At 30.8% G+C, this 16,582-nt stretch carries 17 protein-coding genes and 1 riboswitch; of the genes, 9 read left to right on the plus strand and 8 right to left on the minus strand.

Annotated elements, in window-relative coordinates:
- Positions 1-8 precede the first annotated feature (8 nt).
- The 4 genes from kamA to kal form a co-directional block, all read right to left on the minus strand.
- Entirely contained in the window at positions 9-1,256 is a 1,248-nt protein-coding gene (kamA, locus tag E0E45_RS07850) for an L-lysine 2,3-aminomutase (RefSeq protein ID WP_130890658.1), read from the minus strand.
- 63 nt (positions 1,257-1,319) lie between these two features.
- Positions 1,320-2,357 carry an L-erythro-3,5-diaminohexanoate dehydrogenase gene (gene kdd / locus E0E45_RS07855; RefSeq protein ID WP_008697305.1) on the minus strand — a complete coding sequence of 346 codons (1,038 nt, stop codon included), beginning with the start codon at positions 2,355-2,357 and terminating at the stop codon, positions 1,320-1,322.
- A 50-nt stretch (positions 2,358-2,407) separates the two neighbouring features.
- Positions 2,408-3,223: a 3-keto-5-aminohexanoate cleavage protein gene (gene kce / locus E0E45_RS07860; RefSeq protein ID WP_130890659.1), complete on the minus strand. Its 816-nt coding sequence runs from the start codon at positions 3,221-3,223 to the stop codon at positions 2,408-2,410.
- A gap of 32 nt (positions 3,224-3,255) precedes the next feature.
- On the minus strand, positions 3,256-3,639 hold the full coding sequence (gene kal, locus E0E45_RS07865) for a 3-aminobutyryl-CoA ammonia lyase (protein WP_005979942.1): 384 nt from the start codon (positions 3,637-3,639) through the stop codon (positions 3,256-3,258).
- 109 nt (positions 3,640-3,748) lie between these two features.
- Positions 3,749-3,926, minus strand: a riboswitch (Lysine riboswitch).
- Between the two features lie 316 nt (positions 3,927-4,242).
- Here kal and E0E45_RS07870 point away from each other — a divergent pair.
- From E0E45_RS07870 to E0E45_RS07880, 3 genes are all read left to right on the plus strand, one after another.
- Entirely contained in the window at positions 4,243-4,746 is a 504-nt protein-coding gene (locus E0E45_RS07870) for a Crp/Fnr family transcriptional regulator (protein WP_130890660.1), read from the plus strand.
- 77 nt (positions 4,747-4,823) lie between these two features.
- Positions 4,824-5,165, plus strand: a complete 342-nt coding sequence (locus tag E0E45_RS18075; RefSeq protein WP_130890661.1) for a rubredoxin — start codon at positions 4,824-4,826, stop codon at positions 5,163-5,165.
- Positions 5,166-5,284: 119 nt separating this feature from the next.
- Positions 5,285-6,664 (plus strand): peptide MFS transporter, encoded by a 1,380-nt coding sequence (locus E0E45_RS07880; RefSeq protein ID WP_130890662.1) that lies wholly within the window; start codon positions 5,285-5,287, stop codon positions 6,662-6,664.
- Between the two features lie 257 nt (positions 6,665-6,921).
- Here E0E45_RS07880 and E0E45_RS07885 read toward each other — a convergent pair whose 3' ends face one another.
- The 4 genes from E0E45_RS07885 to E0E45_RS17680 are packed head-to-tail and all read right to left on the minus strand — an operon-like array spanning position 6,922 to position 9,269.
- Positions 6,922-7,815: a PhzF family phenazine biosynthesis protein gene (locus E0E45_RS07885; protein ID WP_130890663.1), complete on the minus strand. Its 894-nt coding sequence runs from the start codon at positions 7,813-7,815 to the stop codon at positions 6,922-6,924.
- 21 nt (positions 7,816-7,836) lie between these two features.
- Positions 7,837-8,799: a dipeptidase gene (locus tag E0E45_RS07890; protein ID WP_130890664.1), complete on the minus strand. Its 963-nt coding sequence runs from the start codon at positions 8,797-8,799 to the stop codon at positions 7,837-7,839.
- 30 nt (positions 8,800-8,829) lie between these two features.
- Positions 8,830-9,114 carry a hypothetical protein gene (locus E0E45_RS07895; RefSeq protein ID WP_130890665.1) on the minus strand — a complete coding sequence of 95 codons (285 nt, stop codon included), beginning with the start codon at positions 9,112-9,114 and terminating at the stop codon, positions 8,830-8,832.
- A gap of 8 nt (positions 9,115-9,122) precedes the next feature.
- Positions 9,123-9,269 carry a hypothetical protein gene (locus tag E0E45_RS17680; RefSeq protein ID WP_172604174.1) on the minus strand — a complete coding sequence of 49 codons (147 nt, stop codon included), beginning with the start codon at positions 9,267-9,269 and terminating at the stop codon, positions 9,123-9,125.
- Between the two features lie 251 nt (positions 9,270-9,520).
- On the opposite strand from E0E45_RS17680, the gene E0E45_RS07900 reads away from it, so the two are divergent.
- From E0E45_RS07900 to E0E45_RS07925, 6 genes are all read left to right on the plus strand, one after another.
- On the plus strand, positions 9,521-9,874 hold the full coding sequence (locus E0E45_RS07900) for a zinc-ribbon domain-containing protein (RefSeq protein WP_130890666.1): 354 nt from the start codon (positions 9,521-9,523) through the stop codon (positions 9,872-9,874).
- Between the two features lie 24 nt (positions 9,875-9,898).
- Positions 9,899-10,522, plus strand: coding sequence for a LysE family transporter (locus tag E0E45_RS07905; RefSeq protein ID WP_130890667.1), 624 nt, complete (start codon positions 9,899-9,901; stop codon positions 10,520-10,522).
- Between the two features lie 22 nt (positions 10,523-10,544).
- Positions 10,545-11,633: a tRNA 2-thiouridine(34) synthase MnmA gene (mnmA, locus tag E0E45_RS07910; protein WP_420026334.1), complete on the plus strand. Its 1,089-nt coding sequence runs from the start codon at positions 10,545-10,547 to the stop codon at positions 11,631-11,633.
- Positions 11,634-11,657: 24 nt separating this feature from the next.
- On the plus strand, positions 11,658-12,434 hold the full coding sequence (locus E0E45_RS07915; protein WP_130890669.1) for an EFR1 family ferrodoxin: 777 nt from the start codon (positions 11,658-11,660) through the stop codon (positions 12,432-12,434).
- 208 nt (positions 12,435-12,642) lie between these two features.
- On the plus strand, positions 12,643-14,322 hold the full coding sequence (gene hcp, locus E0E45_RS07920) for a hydroxylamine reductase (RefSeq protein WP_130890670.1): 1,680 nt from the start codon (positions 12,643-12,645) through the stop codon (positions 14,320-14,322).
- Positions 14,323-14,826: 504 nt separating this feature from the next.
- Entirely contained in the window at positions 14,827-16,536 is a 1,710-nt protein-coding gene (locus tag E0E45_RS07925; RefSeq protein ID WP_130890671.1) for a flavocytochrome c, read from the plus strand.
- Positions 16,537-16,582 lie beyond the last annotated feature (46 nt).

Raw genomic sequence — 16,582 nt, forward strand, 5'->3', positions numbered from 1 at the left:
ATAATCAATTATTTTTCGTTTCTTTTATGTCTGTCAAGCTCTTTTGGTTCTATTGCCATAGCTCCACCACTAAGAAGTTTAGATACTCCAGTGTTTGTTCTGTGAGCTTTACAATCTTCACATTGACATTCTTCATGATATTCTTCTGGCTCAGTATAAGTAGTGATAACTCCTTCAAAGTTTCTCAATACAACTTTATGTGGAGCTTGAGAGATTACATATTGAGGCATTACAGGAGTTTTTCCTCCACCACCAGGTGCATCAACTACGAATGTAGGTACTGCATATCCTGATGTATGTCCTCTTAAACCTTCAATAATTTCAATTCCTTTAGAAACTGGAGTTCTGAAATGCTCTAATCCCATTGAAAGGTCACATTGATAAATATAGTAAGGTCTTACTCTCATTTTTACTAACTCATGAACTAATTTTTTCATTACATGTACACAGTCATTTATTCCTCTTAAAAGAACTGATTGATTTCCTAGAGGGATTCCTGCGTTAGCTAGTAATTCACAAGCTTTTTTAGATTCTGGTGTTACTTCTTTTGGATGGTTGAAGTGTGTATTTAACCAGATTGGGTGGTATTTTTTCAACATTTCAACTAACTCTGGAGTTATTCTTTGAGGAAGAACAACTGGAGTTCTTGATCCAATTCTTACTATTTCAACGTGAGGGATAGCTCTTAATTTACTGATGATATATTCTAAAGTTTCATCAGAAACTAATAAAGCGTCTCCTCCTGATAATAATACGTCTCTTACTTGTGGAGTTTTAGCTATATATTCAATAGCTTTGTCTATTCTGTCCATAGGCATTGCATCATCACTTGCTCCAGCAAATCTTCTACGAGTACAGTGTCTGCAATACATTGAGCACATATCAGTTATTAATAGAAGTACTCTGTCTGGATATCTGTGAGTCAATCCAGGAACTGGAGAATCTTCATCTTCATGTAATGGGTCTAAAAGATCTGCTTCTGCTTGATGAATTTCTTTTATTGAAGGAATAGCTTGTTTTCTAACTGGACAGTTAGGGTCATTATTATCCATCAATGAGAAATAGTATGGAGTAACAGCCATTCTTAAAGTCTCAAGAGTCTTCTTAACTCCTTCCTCTTCCTCTGCACTCAAAGTGATATATTTTTTAAGGTCTTCTAAACTTTCTATTCTATTTTTTACTTGCCAATGCCAATCGTTCCATTGCTCATCTGTTACATTTGGGAAAAACTTTGCTCTAGTGTTAACTGTGTTCATTTTATCATCTCCTCTAATTTTAATTTCATGTCTTAGTTTTTAAGTTATTTTTAAGGCAAAAGATTAAACATATAATTCGTTGAATATTTCTCTTAATACAGCACTTTCTCTCAATTCTTCTAAAGTGATTGCAGCATGGTCTTTAGTGTATCCATTTCCTACGATCATAGTAACATCTTTTCCTACACCTTCAGCACCTAGTGCAGCTTTAGTGAATGAAGTTGCCATAGAGAAGAAGTAAGCTATTCCTAAATCTTTAACTGGTAAAATTGTTGACATTTCTGTATTTTGTACATTTACACAGTTGATAGCAATATCTACTTCTTTACCATCGTTAGCAGCTAATACAGCATTTAATACTTCGATTGGTTTTGTAGCGTCAGCAATAACTACTTTTATTTTGTCGCTTACTCTAGCTAATAGAGCAGCTTCTTTTTCATTTCTTACTAATCCAATTACAGTTCCAGTAGGTCCTACTCTTTTTACTGCTTCATAAGCACAAAGCATTCCTGATTTTCCAGCTGATCCAAGGATAACAACTGATTGACAAGGTCTAGCTAATTTAGCAACTTGTGCAGGTGCTCCAGCTACATCTAAAGCTGCAAGAGCTAAAGTTTCAGGCATATCTTTTGGTAATACAGCATAAATTCCGCTTTCGAAAAGTATTGCTTTACCTTTGATTTCTACTCTATCAATATCTGGTTTTACATCAACAATTTCATCTATTCTTAATGGAGTAAGAGATAGAGAAACTAAAGTAGCTATTTTATCTCCAACTTTAAGATCAGTTTTTCCAACTAAATCGTCTCCAATTTTTTCGATAGTTCCAATAAGCATTCCACCTGATCCAGTTACAGGGTTTTGCATTTTTCCTCTTTCACCAACAATTTCTTTTATTTTAGCTTTGATTTTTTCTACATCGTGTCCTGCTTCTTCTTCAATTTGAGTGAATGAAGCTGAGTCAACATTTAATGCCATTACATCTATTAATATCTCATTTGAGTATATGTTCATATCGTTATTTATTTTTAAAGCTGGTTGTGGTAAAACTCCTTGTGGTTCTATAACTCTGTGTGTTCCATATTTACATCCTTTTATCATTTAAAATCTCCTCCTTAAATTATATTTTAGTTTCTATCATTCAAGTTAAATTATTTTTTTAATCCTAAAATTTCTCTGGCTTCATCAGGAGTAGCAATTTCTCTTCCTAATTCTTTAGCCAATCTTACAACTTTTTCTACAAGTTCTCCATTTGATTTAGCAAGTACACCTTTTTCAATATATACATTGTCTTCAAATCCAACTCTTACATGCCCTCCCATAGTGATAGCCATTGCTGCCATTGGAAATTCATGTCTTCCTATTCCAGCGACTGTCCATGTAGAACCCTCTGGAATACTTTCACTGATAAATACAAGGTCTCTTGCACTTGCTGCCATTTGTACTCCTAAAACAAAGTCGAAATGCATAGGTTTTTTTATGAATCCTTGTTTTGCATATTTTATAGCATAATCTACCATTCCTTTGTCAAATACTTCAATTTCAGGTTTTACTCCTCTTTCAATCATTATTTTTCCAAAGTTTTTAATAGTGTTTTCTGTATTAGTGAAAACTTCATCTCCACCAAAATTACAAGTTCCACAATCTAGAGTTGCCATTTCTGGTCCTAATTCAGTAGGCTGTAATCTTTCAAGATCTGTCATTCCAACTGCTCCACCAGTAGATGGTTGGATTATTGCATCTGGACATTTTTCTCTTATTGCATCCATACATTGTTTGAATCTTTCTTTAGATTGAGTAGGAGTCCCATCATCTTCTCTTACATGTAAGTGAATTATTGAAGCTCCTGCTTTGTATGCTCCATATGCTTCTCTTACTATTTCTTCTACAGTATAAGGAACTGCTGGATTTTGTTCTTTAGTTACTTCAGCTCCGCATATAGCTGCTGTAATTATTAATTTTTCCATTTCCATCTCCTTTCAATTAAATCAAGTTATTTCTATTTTTTTCTTTGTTTGTCCTTAGGAGTTACACAAGTTCCGCTAGCTCTGCATACAACTATTGGCTCTGTTAAAACATCTGCTGCTGAATCATTGATATCTGGTCTAGGAACAATAACTTTTCTAGCTTCAAAAACCATTTTTCTTGAACTGTTTCCAGAACTTACTATTTCACCAACAGCTTCTATAAAGTCTCCAGCAAATACAGGAGCCATAAATTCTACACTGTCATAAGCTTTAAATAATCCTTCATCTCCATCCATTTGGATTAAAAGTTCAGTAGCAACATCTCCAAATAATTGTAACATTCTAGCACCATCAACTAAGTTTCCTCCATAGTGTGCATCATGAGAACTCATTCTTAATCTGATCATTGATTTCATAATTTTTTCCTCCTAATTCTTTAAATTCAAATTTTCAAAAAATTAAAAAAGATGCATGTGATAATAGACATAGTTAAACTGTAAGCAGATTTGATCTTGATTTTACTCAACCCAAAATAGCTCTCCACAATAAATGTGACAGTTGTTGCATATTCCTGCAACCCCCAAGAAAAAAAACCATAAGCAATCTTTTTCCTTTCGGCAACTACGTCCTTCGTATGAAGCATTGAGAGCTTTTTCTCTTAGCATCTCCATACTACCTCCATAAATGCACCTCTATTTTATATATAAATATTCAATTGTCTTATACGCTTGCTATGTCATAGAATTCTTAGATAAGCAATATTTATGATATATATGTATGCTTTTTCTAAAAATATAACACACTTCTTTCAATATAAGTATACTTTGACTTTTTTTAAAAGTCAATAGAAATTCTAAAATTTTTTTTTATTTTTAAAATATTCTCTCTAACACTTATCAAAGTACCTGTATTTTCAATGTATCTCCATTTTTTAAAGGATTTTTAAACTTTATTTAGTATATTATAATAATATTTTATTTTAGAATTAAGATTTTAATAAATTCAGGAGGGGAATTTTTATGAATAATCAATTTATGAATGAATACTCTACTATATTTAAAGTAATTGAAAAAACTCCTCTATTCAGCGCTCTCAGCAAAGAAGAAATAAGAGAAATGCTTTCTTTAATGACTTTAAAAAATTATAAAAAAGGTGAAATTATTTTTGAACAAGATAGTTCTCCTAATAATATTTATATAATTGAAAATGGAATAGTAAAACTTTTTCATAAAAAAGATGATATAGACTTTGACATTGGAACTTTTACTACTGGAAATTGTTTTGGAGAAGTTGCTCTCATTGGTATTCTTCCCTATATAGGAACCGCTATTGCTATGTGTGAACTCTCAGTGCTGCAGTTCTCAAAGATATCTTTACATAAGTTGTCTAAAACAAATATAATACTATTTAATAAATTTCTTTTTAATATATCTCGTGAAGTTTGCAGAAGGCTTTATACAATTGATAAACAACTTGTTAATGCTCTTGAAGAAAATTCAAAACTTAATAATTCAATTTTATAATTCCGTATTTACCCATTGTAAAAATCATGATATAATCCTTGTAGATGATTTAGAAAAATTTATTGGAGGTTTTACTTATGAAAAAATATATATGTGAAGTTTGTGGATATGTTTATGATCCTGCTATTGGAGATGTAGATCATGGTATCAAAGCTGGAACTTCTTTTAGTGAGTTACCTGAAGACTGGACTTGCCCTCCTTGTGGTGCTGATAAACATGCTTTTGCTGAATTAAAAGGACATGACACAAATGAAACTGAAAAATTTATATGTGAAGTTTGTGGATATGTTTATGATCCCGCTATTGGAGATGCTGATCATGGTATCAAAGCTGGAACTTCTTTCAATGCTCTTCCTGAAGATTGGACTTGTCCTCCTTGCGGTGCTGATAAACATGCATTTAGAAAACTTGAATATTAATTAAAATATTTTTGGCACAGAACATTTCTGTGCCTTTTTTTATTTTACTTTTATTTTGAAAAGAAATGCTATATAATAGCAGAATAAATAATTGCTATTGAATGTTTTGGAGGATTTTCATGTTGTTGGATTTTATAAATAATCTCAAAAAAAAATATCCTAGTTCTTTTTGGCTCATGTGTTTTACCATTACATGGGAAAGATTTTCATACCATGGGATATCTACACTGCTTGTACTTTATTTTACTACTTCTGTCATTAAAGGAGGTATTGGCCTTTCTCCTAAAGAAGCTACATCTCTTTATGGACTTTATGTAGGAATATTGCATCTTACTCCCCTCATTGGAGGATGGCTGTCTGACAGATATTTAGGACAACAAAAGTCTATAATTTTAGGTGGAACCTTTATATCTTTTGGAAATTTTCTTTTATTTACAAGTTCTAATATTTATCAACTATATTTTGGACTTCTTTCTGTCATCATAGGGAATGGATTCTTCAAAGCTAATGGAACTAATCTTGTAGGAAATATCTATTCACATAAAAGTACTCTGGAAAGAGAAGTTGCTTATAGCCTTTTTTATATGTTTATAAACTTAGGTTCTTTCCTTGCTCCTTTTACAGCTGGACTGATATCTGATAAATTTTTTGCTGTAAGAACTATCACAGGAGAAATTACCCATTTTGGGTATAAACCTATGTTTCTTATCTGTAGTATCATAGGAATTACTTGGACAACTGCTTTTTTGTATCTCGCTCCTAAATATCTTAAAGATATTGGAAAATCACCATGTTATATATGTAAAACTGAAAAAAAATCAATTTTTTCCTTTGACTTTACTGAAAATGAAATAAAAAGAATAAAAGCTATGGGTATAATCTCAATATTTGTTATTCTTTTCTGGACATCTTTTTATCAATCTTTTAGCTCTATAACTTTGTATGCGAGAGATTATGTTGATAGAAATTTATTTGGTTTTATAGTTCCTGTTCCATGGTTTGCTGCTTTAAATGCTATACTTGGAATACTTTTTTCTCCAATATTAGCAATGCTATGGAGTCAGCTTAGAAAAAGAAATATAACTATTCCTGTAAAAATTTCTATTGGGATATTTTCAATGGGGATAGCTTTTGCTTTTATGACTATCTCTGTTCTTACATCTGGTGGTATGAAAGCAAATATAATTTTCATTATTCTTGCATATGTATTCAACACTTTATCTGAACTTTGTGTTGCTCCTATTGGTATTGCTATGTTTAACTGTCTTTCTCCTAAGAGATATTCTACATTTTTTATGGGATTATGGTATATGACTATGTTCTTTGCAAGTATTATTTCTGGAAAAGTTGCTGGTTTTACACAAGATATGGGATTTCTTACTATCTTTCTTTCTCTTGCTGTAATACTTTTTACAATGGGAAGCATTTTATATTTTTCCAGAAAACATCTTGATAATCTTATGGTTGTAGAAGATGAATGTGATTGCAGAATAATATAAATTTCACATATAATATAAAAGTTAGATTAGGTGAAAAGTGCTACTACTATTTTTTCAGAAAAGTTCTTAAAAAATTTTTCTTTTTACTAGTAGTAGTCTTTATTAATTAATAGTCTTATTAGACTCGAGAATGTCGAGTGGTTCAACTCGATATTTTCGAGTGGTTTGGACTCGACATTTTCAGCTAGTTTAAAGTGAAAAAATAAAAAGGCTGTAGAAATTTTTTTTAATTTACAACAGCCATTTTTTAATTTAAATTATATTTCTATTTTTCCTTCCACAAATTTTACTGCTGTCCCCCCAATGAGAACATCTAATTTTTCATCTTTAATTTGAACTTTACCCATAATTTCACTTTTTCTTCCTAATTTCTCTCCTTGAGTTACTACAATAATTTTTCCAGATTCAATTTTTTCTATTGTATAAAGATAATATATTAATGCTCCATTTGAAGTTCCTGTTGCTGCCTCTTCATCTATGTCAACTATTGGAGCAAAATTTCTAGCATAAAGTTTTGTTTCAGTTCCAATTTTTTCTATATAAAATGGATGAAGAGAGATTATATCTAACTTCTCACTAATTTTTCTTATTTTTTCCATATTCCCATTTATTTCATTCAATATCTCTTTTCTTTTTAGAGGTATCATCAAATCCCATACACCTGTATAAGCTTTCACTATTTCTATACCATCTTCAAAACTATCAGAAGATATATTTAATGCCTCTGCCAATTCATTTTTGTTTATAATGAAATTTTGATCTATTTTAGGTGAAGCCTGATACATCATTACATTCTCTACCTTGTTATTTTTCATTTTTATAACAATAGGAAGTATTCCTAAATTAGTTTCTATCCCTATTTGATTTTCTCCCTCTGCAACTTGGATTATTCCACACTCTACAAGAGCTGTCCCATAGGCTATAGTTGCATGCCCACATAAATCTATTTCTTCCTTTGGAGTGAAAAATCTTACCTTTATTTTTTCAGGTTTACTTAAAAATAGGAATACAGTTTCAGGATATCCCAATTCTTTAGCTATATTCTGCATTTCTTCATCTTTCAATCCATCTGCTCCTAATAAAACTCCAGCTGGATTTCCTTTAAAAACCTCTGTTGTAAATGAATCATATATCAATAATTTTCTTTCCATTTTCCATCCTTTCACTCAAAATTATTTTTCCAAAGTTACTTCTATTATCCTCATAAAATTTTCATATGCTATTTTTCTTATATCTTCCTCTGAATAATCTCTTTTTCTTAGTTCTTCTATAACATTCTGTGCATAAGAAGCATCTTCTAAACCACTTGGATTCATATCTTTTCCAGTTCTGTTAGCATGAAGATATTCACAGAAATCAAATCCTATTCCAACATGTTTCACTCCAACTAATGATACCATATGGTCTATATGATCAACATATCTTTCTATTGTTTGTTTTTCTTTAGCCAAATCTACAAATCCTTTATATGCAACAGCTCCTACTAATCCACCAGTTTCTGCTACTGCTTTAATCTGCTCATCAGTTAAATTTCTTACATGGTCACAAAGACTTCTTGCATTTGAATGGGAAGCAATTATTGGTTTAGTACTTGTTTCATAGATTCCCCAGAAAGTTTTTTCATTGGCATGAGATACATCTACTACCATTCCCAATTCGTTCATTTTTTTTATAGTTGTTTTTCCTACTTCTGTTATACCTCTGTTTTCATCGCCCTTTGCTCCTGTTCCAAGATCATTTTCTTCATTCCAAGTAAGTGAGGCATGTCTAAAACCTAGCTGATAAAAAGTATCCAGCCAATCCAAGTTTTTCTTTATTGCTCTAAGTCCTTCTATTCCCATAAGAACATTCAATTTTCCGCTTATTATTCCCTTGTTAAAATCTCCTGAGTTTTTTATTATATTATATAAATCCTCATTTTGCTTAATTTCATGAATAGTGGAATTTATCATCCACATCATTTCTTTTTCTTCATCAACAGCATTTTCATCAAGATAAGCTATAAATATACCACCCATTATATTTCCAGCTTTAAATCTTTCAAGATGATGATCTCTTACAATATACTCTTCTCCATTTTTTCTTTTTGCAGAAACATCAAACCATATATCTGCATGCCCATCAAATATTTTCATCTCTTGTTCCCCCTTATTCCTTAATTTATTTTAAAAGAATATTATTTCAGCCTCTGCTTCATACCAAGGTCCCTCTTCATCTTCTCCTTCAGTTATAAAAAATTCTATTTGAACATCTTCTAAAGTCATTCCCACAGAATGTAGTTCTTTATCTTCATAAAACTCTATTTTTTTATATTTAGTATTTTCCAGTCTTTCAGCTATATCTTCTCTCATTTCCACTAATTCTAATAAATCTTCTTCTAAATTATATCCTAATTTTTCAAATTCTTTCGATATAGTTCCTATTCTTTTCACTAACTTTTCTGATATCATTGTTCCCCCTATTTAAATTTAAAAATCATTTTTAATTTCTTTATTCTTTTTATTACTCCAAGAGCAAACTTTATCTTTTTTATCTCAAATGGAATCCTGTCTAAAGCTTTTTCCATTTGCATTTCTATTTCTTGTTCAGTTAAGACTTTCTTCAATAGTTTCTCCCTTCATCATTAGCTGATTTTTTCTTTACTTTTAATATATTTATATTATACCCCATATTGTGCAACTTTGAAATATTTAATACAGAAAAATATTTTGTTTTATAAATAGAAATTCAATGGAATATATGATATAATCAATAAGGAAAAGTTGTATACCAGTAAAAACTTTTCAAAAATAAAAAAAGATTTTTTCTAAATATGCGAATTACTATGGTGTAAGTAATTAAAATAAAGGAGATGTAATGAGTTTTTTAAAAAATTTTGGAGTCAAAAGTGCTGACTACAAATTAGGTGAAGTCCATTTTAAATGTGTAGGATGTACTAGTAATAAAACCAGATTTCACAGACTTCAAAATATATTTGTTTTATTTTCTTTTCCTATCTATAAATTTAAAGTTGACCATGTTATACATTGTCAAAAATGCAACAGTCTATATGAAATTAAAAATGACTCTGCAATACAGGTTTATAGGAAGAAAGCTGCCAGTTATGATGATATTGAATCTATTTTAATAGAAAGAGGAATCTGTCCATATTGTGATACACCTTATAGACAAGCCCCATCTTGCTGCCCAAATTGCGGCAAAGAGCTTTAATATTTATTTATTGGAGGTACTGTTTTGGATTTAACATTTTTCAAAGGAATGATTACTGGACTTATCCTATCACTTCCTTTTGGCCCAGTAGGGATTTATTGTATGGAAAAAACTTTAGTAGAAGGACAGAAAGAAGGATATGTATCTTCTCTTGGAATGGTTACTGTAGATGTCATCTATGGATTGACAGCACTTCTATTTATCAATAAAATAGAAAATGTCATTATAAAATATGAATATTTTCTCGAAATTGGTATAAGCATTTTTTTACTTGTTGTTGGTTTAAAAAAAATGAGCAGAAAAATAAAAGTAAAAAAAATAGAACTTGATCCTGTTGGGATTATCCAAAATTATTTCACTACATTTGCTGTAGCTTTAGCAAATGTTTCAAGTATCTTCACTATAATGGTTATTTTCACTACTTTGAGAATATTTGAATCTGAAGGACATGCTGTCCCTTTTCAAGTTTCTTGTGGTATATTTGCAGGAGGAGCTGCTGAGTGGTTCTTCACTACTTTTCTTCTTTCTCACTGGCGAAGGACAATTACTGAAGAAAATCTGATTAAGATATCAAGAATATCAGGTGGACTTATATTTATTTTTGGAATAATTACTTTATTCCATTCTTTTAATAAAATTTTCTTTTAAACATTAATTTTACAAAATAAAGGTGGTTTTTATGAATACAATAAACAATGAGTTTTCAAAATACCTTCAATATGATGAAAACAATAAAAATACAACAATAGCAGTAGCTATGAGTGGAGGCGTTGACAGTTCTACTGTTGCCTATTTGTTAAAAAAGCAAGGTTACAATGTTTTTGGTGTTACAATGAAGACTTGTAAACCTGAAGATTCTGATGCTAAAAAAGTATGTGACGATTTAGGAATTCCATATTATCTTTTAGATGTAACTAAAGAATTTAAAGAAAAAGTAATGGACTATTTTGTAGATGAATACCTAAAAGGAAAAACTCCAAATCCATGTATGGTTTGTAATAAATATATAAAATTAGGATTGCTCATAGATTTTGCTCGTTCTAAAGGAGCAGATTTTATGGCAACTGGACATTATACTCAAATGAAGGATGGAGTTCTGTCTATGGGTGATGACGCTGGTAAAGATCAGGTATATTTCCTTTCTCAAATGAAAAAAGATAATTTAAAATATTTAAAATTTCCCATTGGAAATCTTGAAAAACCAAAAGTTAGAGAATTGGCTCAGCTTTTAGGAGTAAGAGTTTATGCTAAAAAAGATTCTCAGGAAATATGTTTTGTTGAAGATGGCAAACTTAAAGAATTTCTTATGGAAATGAGTAATGGAAAAGCTGGAAAACCAGGAAATATAGTTGATGTAAATGGAAAAGTACTTGGAAAACATAAAGGACTTTCTTTTTATACAATTGGTCAGAGAAAAGGACTGGGAATAGCTCTGGAAACTCCTCTTTATGTTATTGAATTAGACAGTAAAAAAAATTGTGTAGTAGTTGGTCCAAATGAAATGCTTTTCAAAAGCAGTCTTATTGCTGAAAGTGTCAATTTAATATCTCTTGATAATATAGAAGGGTTAAATGGAATAGAATGCTGGGCAAAGACACGTTCAAGAGATCAGCTTCACAAATGTAAACTTGAAGTACTTTCTAGTGGAAATATTAAAGTTAATTTTATAGACAATCAAGTAAGAGCTGTAACTCCTGGACAGGGAGTGGTTTTTTATGATGAAGATCACAAAGTCCTTGGAAGCGGATTTATAATATAATACATAACTTAGGAGGAAATGCTTATGGTTATCAAAAATGTTCATCTCTTTTATTTCAGCCCTACTTATACTACTAAAAAAATAGTAAAAGCTATTGCTGATGGTATAGGTGCTGGTTTCATAGAACATGATCTTACTTTTTCATTTGAGAGTGAAGAAGAATTCTATCTTCAAAAAGATGAGATCGCCATTGTAGGAGTCCCAGTATATGGTGGGAGAACTCCCATTATTACAAGAAATATGCTAAAAAAGATACATGGAGATAATAGTTTAGCTGTGGCTGTAGCTGTTTATGGCAACAGAGATTATGATGATGCTTTACTGGAATTAAAAGATATTCTTTCAGAAAATGGTTTTTCAGTAATTGCAGGTGGAGCATTTATTGGAGAACATTCTTATACTAGAAAAGTTGCTGCAAGAAGACCTGATGATGAAGATATTGCTAAAGCTGTATCTTTTGGTAAAAATATCAGAGTTAAAATAGATTCTGATACTTATACAAAAAATATAGATATTAAAGGTAACTTCCCATATAAAGCTGATATGCCAGTAAGAGTATTTTCTCCTATGGCAAATAAAAACTGCATCTACTGCAGAAAATGTTACTTGGTATGTCCTGTAGGAGCTATAGATAAAAAAGATCCAGAATTGGTTGATGTAGAAAAATGTATTCACTGTTATGCTTGTGTTAAAATATGTACTTTCAATGGAAGAGAAATTCCTGGTAATCCTCTTAAGGATATTGTTAATTTTCTTGAAACAAAATGCAGTGAAAGAAAAGAGCCAGAAATATTCATTTAAATTTAAATTATAAAACTGATCTGTTTATCAGGTCAGTTTTTTTATTAAAAATTTCCTATTAAAGAAAAAAAGAAATACATTTTCTTTCCGTAAAGTCATATAAGAGAAATTTATAAAAAATGTAACATATGTTACTGTTTCTCTAAAAGAAATATTGTATCATTTACCTATGACAAAAATGATCTACTTTAAAAAAGGAGGAATTAATATGTGTAATGAAATGTTTTGTTTTCAATGTCAAGAAACAATGAAAGGAACTGGATGTACAATAGCTGGGGTATGTGGTAAAAAACCTGCCACTGCATCTCTTCAAGATTTATTGATTTATACTTTAAAGGGGGTAGCTGCATATAGTTCTCAGTTGAGAAAAGTTTCTAACTCAGATCAATTATTAAAAGCTACAGATAAATATCTTATAAATTCTTTATTTATAACTATTACAAATGCAAATTTTGACAATGAAGCTATCATCAATGAAATTAAACATGGATTAAAATTAAGGAGTGAAGTAAAAAATGCTCTTATAAAAAAAGGTGCTGCTTTAGATCCAAAATTTGAAAATACTCAGCTTACTACATGGTCTTATACATCAGATGAAGAATTAATGAAATTTTCTAAACATCACGACATTGGAGTGCTCAGAACAGACAATGAAGATGTGAGGTCTTTAAGAGAATTACTGACTTATGGATTAAAAGGTATGGCTGCTTATGCAGAACATGCAATGAATCTTAATAAAACTAATGAAGAAATATTTATATTCATGGAAAAAGCTCTTTTAGCAACCTTAGATGACTCTCTTTCTGGAGATGAATTAACAGCTTTAGTTCTTGACTGTGGAGCATTTGGAGTAAAAACAATGGCCCTTCTTGATGAGGCTAACACTTCAGCATTTGGAAACCCTGAAATAACAAAAGTAAATATTGGAGTAGGTACTAGACCTGGTATACTGATCAGTGGACATGATCTTAATGATTTAGAACAATTACTTGAACAAAGTAAAGACAGCGGAGTAGATATTTATTCTCACTCTGAAATGCTTCCAGGACATTATTATCCAAAATTAAAAAAATATTCTCATTTCTTTGGTAATTATGGAAATGCATGGTGGAAACAAAAAGAGGAATTTGAAACTTTCAATGGACCAGTTGTATTTACAACTAACTGTATAGTTCCTCCATTAGAAAAAGCAACATATAATGATAGAATATTTACTACAAATGCTGCTGGATTCCCAGGTTGGAAAAGAATTCCTGTTGGAGCAAATGGAAAAAAAGATTTCTCAGAAGTTATAGCACTTGCTAAAACTTGCAAAGCTCCTACTGAAATAGAAAAAGGTGAAATTGTTGGTGGATTTGCACATAATCAAGTATTTGCTTTAGCTGATAAAGTAGTAGAAGCTATAAAATCTGGAGCTATCAAAAGATTTATAGTTATGGGTGGATGTGATGGAAGAATGCCTAACAGAAACTACTATACTGATTTTGCAAAAGCTCTTCCTAAAGATACTGTTATTCTTACTGCTGGATGTGCAAAATATAAATATAATAAACTTCCTTTAGGTGATATAAATGGTATTCCTAGAGTACTTGACGCTGGACAATGTAATGACTCTTATTCATTAGCTGTTATAGCTTTGAAATTAAAAGAAATATTTGGACTTGATGATATCAACAAACTTCCAATAGTATATAATATTGCATGGTATGAACAAAAAGCTGTAATTGTGCTTCTTGCTCTATTATCTCTTGGAGTAAAAAATATTCATGTTGGTCCTACTCTTCCAGCATTCCTTTCTCCTAATGTACTGAATGTATTAGTAAATACTTTTGGACTTGCAGGAATATCTGATGTAGAAAATGATTTAGTAAAATTTGGTCTTAAATAAAATTAAATTATAATTTTTTATAAAGAGATTGTGCAGAAAATTTATACAATCTCTTTTTTATTTCATATTTTTAGAAAACAATCTATTTCTTTTCTCCTAATAAAATATAATAAATTTGTTAATTTATACATCATATTGAACATAAAATAACAAATATATTAATTATATGAGTTATAAAATAAAGAAAAAACTGTTATAACTACTGCTGGAGTACATGGAGCAAATAGAATTGGTGGAAATACTGTAACTGATATCATAGTTTATGGTAAAACTACTATAGAAAATATTACTGATTTTGCTAAAAATTCTAAATAATCTTAAATAACTAATATTAAACTTGAAAGTGACTTTTTTAGTTACTCTTTTTTTTCTTAAAAGCAAAGAATATATTTTTTAAAATAAATGTTTGACATTCTTTTTATATATAATATATAATATAATGGTAATGGTATGCATCATTTTATGCATAAAAAATACACTATATATTCTAATAAGGGGTGAAATATGAGAAAAAAACTGTTATGCTTATTGTCTGCCTTAACTATCATGATCTCTTCTGTAGCTAGTGCAAAGACTATTGAAGGGGTTGGAGCAGGTTATAAGGGAGAAATTAAAGTTAATGTTACTTATGAGGGAAATGAGATTAAAGGGGTAGAAATACTTAAACATGAGGAAACTGCTTTCACTAAAAAAGCTATGGAGCAGGTTACTAAAGAAATCGTGGAAAATCAAAGTGTAGAAGTTGATAATGTAGCTGGAGCTACTTACACTTCTGAAGGAATAAAAGAAGCTGTTGGTGCTGCTGTAACTCAAGCTGGTATTAAATTAGTAAGCAAAGCGCCTGCTAAAAAAGCTGATGCAATTCTTACTGATATCTCTACTGACATTGTTGTAGTTGGAGGAGGGGGAGCTGGACTTACTGCTGCTATTGCTGCAAAAGAAAAGGGAGCTAATGTTATCCTTCTTGAAAAAATGGCTATGTTAGGTGGAAATACTAACTATGCAACTGGTGGTATAAATGCTGCTAATACTTCTCTTCAAAAGAAATTAGGTATTGAAGATTCAGAAGAGCTTTTCTATAATGATACTATGAAAGGTGGAAAAAATAAAAACAATCCTGAGCTTCTTAAAAAAATGACTGAAGAATCTAAACATATTATTGACTGGCTTATTTCAAAAGGAACTGATCTTACAGAAGTTTCTTTCTCTGGGGGTCAAAGTGTAAAAAGAATTCATAGACCTACTGGTGGAAAAGCTGTTGGTCCTGTTGTTGTAGCTGCTCTTAGCGATACTGCTGATAAATTAGGAATTGAAATCAGAACTGAAAGTGAAGTTACTAAATTAATAAAAACTGGTGACAAAGTTACTGGTGTAGAAGTTAAACACAAAGGACAAACTTACATTATTTCTGCTAAAGCTATAGTTATGGCTACTGGTGGATTTGGTGCTAACCCTGCTATGATAGAGGAATATAATCCTGCTCTTAAAGGATTTGGTTCTACTAACAGCCCTGCTATTACTGGTGAAGGTATCAAAATGGCTAAAGCTGTTGGTGCTGACCTTGTAGATATGCCTGAAATTCAAACTCACCCTACAGTAGTTCATAACAATACTGCTATGATTACTGAAAGTGTAAGAGGAGAAGGGGCTATCTTAATCAACAGAGATGGTAAAAGATTTATCAATGAACTTGAAACTAGAGATGTTGTTTCTAAAGCTGAACTTGCTCAAAAAGGTGCAAGTGCTTTCCTTGTATTTGATCAAGGTACAAGAGAAAATCTTTCTGCTATAAATGGATATGTTAAACAAGGATTTGCAGTTGAAGCTTCTACTTTAGAAGAATTAGCTGGAAAAGTAGGAATAGAACCTAAAACTTTTGTTGAAACTATTACAACTTATAATGGATATGTAAAAGCTGGTGAAGATAAAGATTTTGGTAAGAAAGGACTTCCTAGAGAATTAGTAAAAGCTCCATTCTATGCTATTGAAGTATCTCCTGCTATTCATCATACTATGGGAGGAGTTCGTATCAATACTGATACTCAAGTTCTTACTCCTGAAGGAAAAGTTATTCCTGGACTGTATGCTGCTGGTGAAATCACTGGTGGAGTACATGGAGGTAACAGAATTGGTGGGAATGCTGTAACTGATATTACTGTTTTTGGTAAAATAGCTGGAGAAAATGCAGCTGATTTTGTTAAAAATTCTAAATAATAAATTTTTATAAATATAAGAAAAGGGCATCTTCATAATTGAAGAT

This window comes from Fusobacterium ulcerans ATCC 49185 (assembly GCF_900683735.1).
Lineage (GTDB): Bacteria > Fusobacteriota > Fusobacteriia > Fusobacteriales > Fusobacteriaceae > Fusobacterium_A > Fusobacterium_A ulcerans_A.

Coding starts and splice junctions, on each gene's coding strand:
- kdd (WP_008697305.1), bottom strand. CDS start 2,357: ATGATAAAAGGATGTAAATATGGAACACACAGAGTTATAGAACCACAA.
- E0E45_RS07895 (WP_130890665.1), bottom strand. CDS start 9,114: ATGATATCAGAAAAGTTAGTGAAAAGAATAGGAACTATATCGAAAGAA.
- kce (WP_130890659.1), bottom strand. CDS start 3,223: ATGGAAAAATTAATAATTACAGCAGCTATATGCGGAGCTGAAGTAACT.
- E0E45_RS07900 (WP_130890666.1), top strand. CDS start 9,521: ATGAGTTTTTTAAAAAATTTTGGAGTCAAAAGTGCTGACTACAAATTA.
- E0E45_RS18075 (WP_130890661.1), top strand. CDS start 4,824: ATGAAAAAATATATATGTGAAGTTTGTGGATATGTTTATGATCCTGCT.
- E0E45_RS07915 (WP_130890669.1), top strand. CDS start 11,658: ATGGTTATCAAAAATGTTCATCTCTTTTATTTCAGCCCTACTTATACT.
- kal (WP_005979942.1), bottom strand. CDS start 3,639: ATGAAATCAATGATCAGATTAAGAATGAGTTCTCATGATGCACACTAT.
- E0E45_RS07925 (WP_130890671.1), top strand. CDS start 14,827: ATGAGAAAAAAACTGTTATGCTTATTGTCTGCCTTAACTATCATGATC.
- E0E45_RS07885 (WP_130890663.1), bottom strand. CDS start 7,815: ATGGAAAGAAAATTATTGATATATGATTCATTTACAACAGAGGTTTTT.
- E0E45_RS07870 (WP_130890660.1), top strand. CDS start 4,243: ATGAATAATCAATTTATGAATGAATACTCTACTATATTTAAAGTAATT.
- hcp (WP_130890670.1), top strand. CDS start 12,643: ATGTGTAATGAAATGTTTTGTTTTCAATGTCAAGAAACAATGAAAGGA.
- kamA (WP_130890658.1), bottom strand. CDS start 1,256: ATGAACACAGTTAACACTAGAGCAAAGTTTTTCCCAAATGTAACAGAT.
- E0E45_RS07890 (WP_130890664.1), bottom strand. CDS start 8,799: ATGAAAATATTTGATGGGCATGCAGATATATGGTTTGATGTTTCTGCA.
- E0E45_RS07880 (WP_130890662.1), top strand. CDS start 5,285: ATGTTGTTGGATTTTATAAATAATCTCAAAAAAAAATATCCTAGTTCT.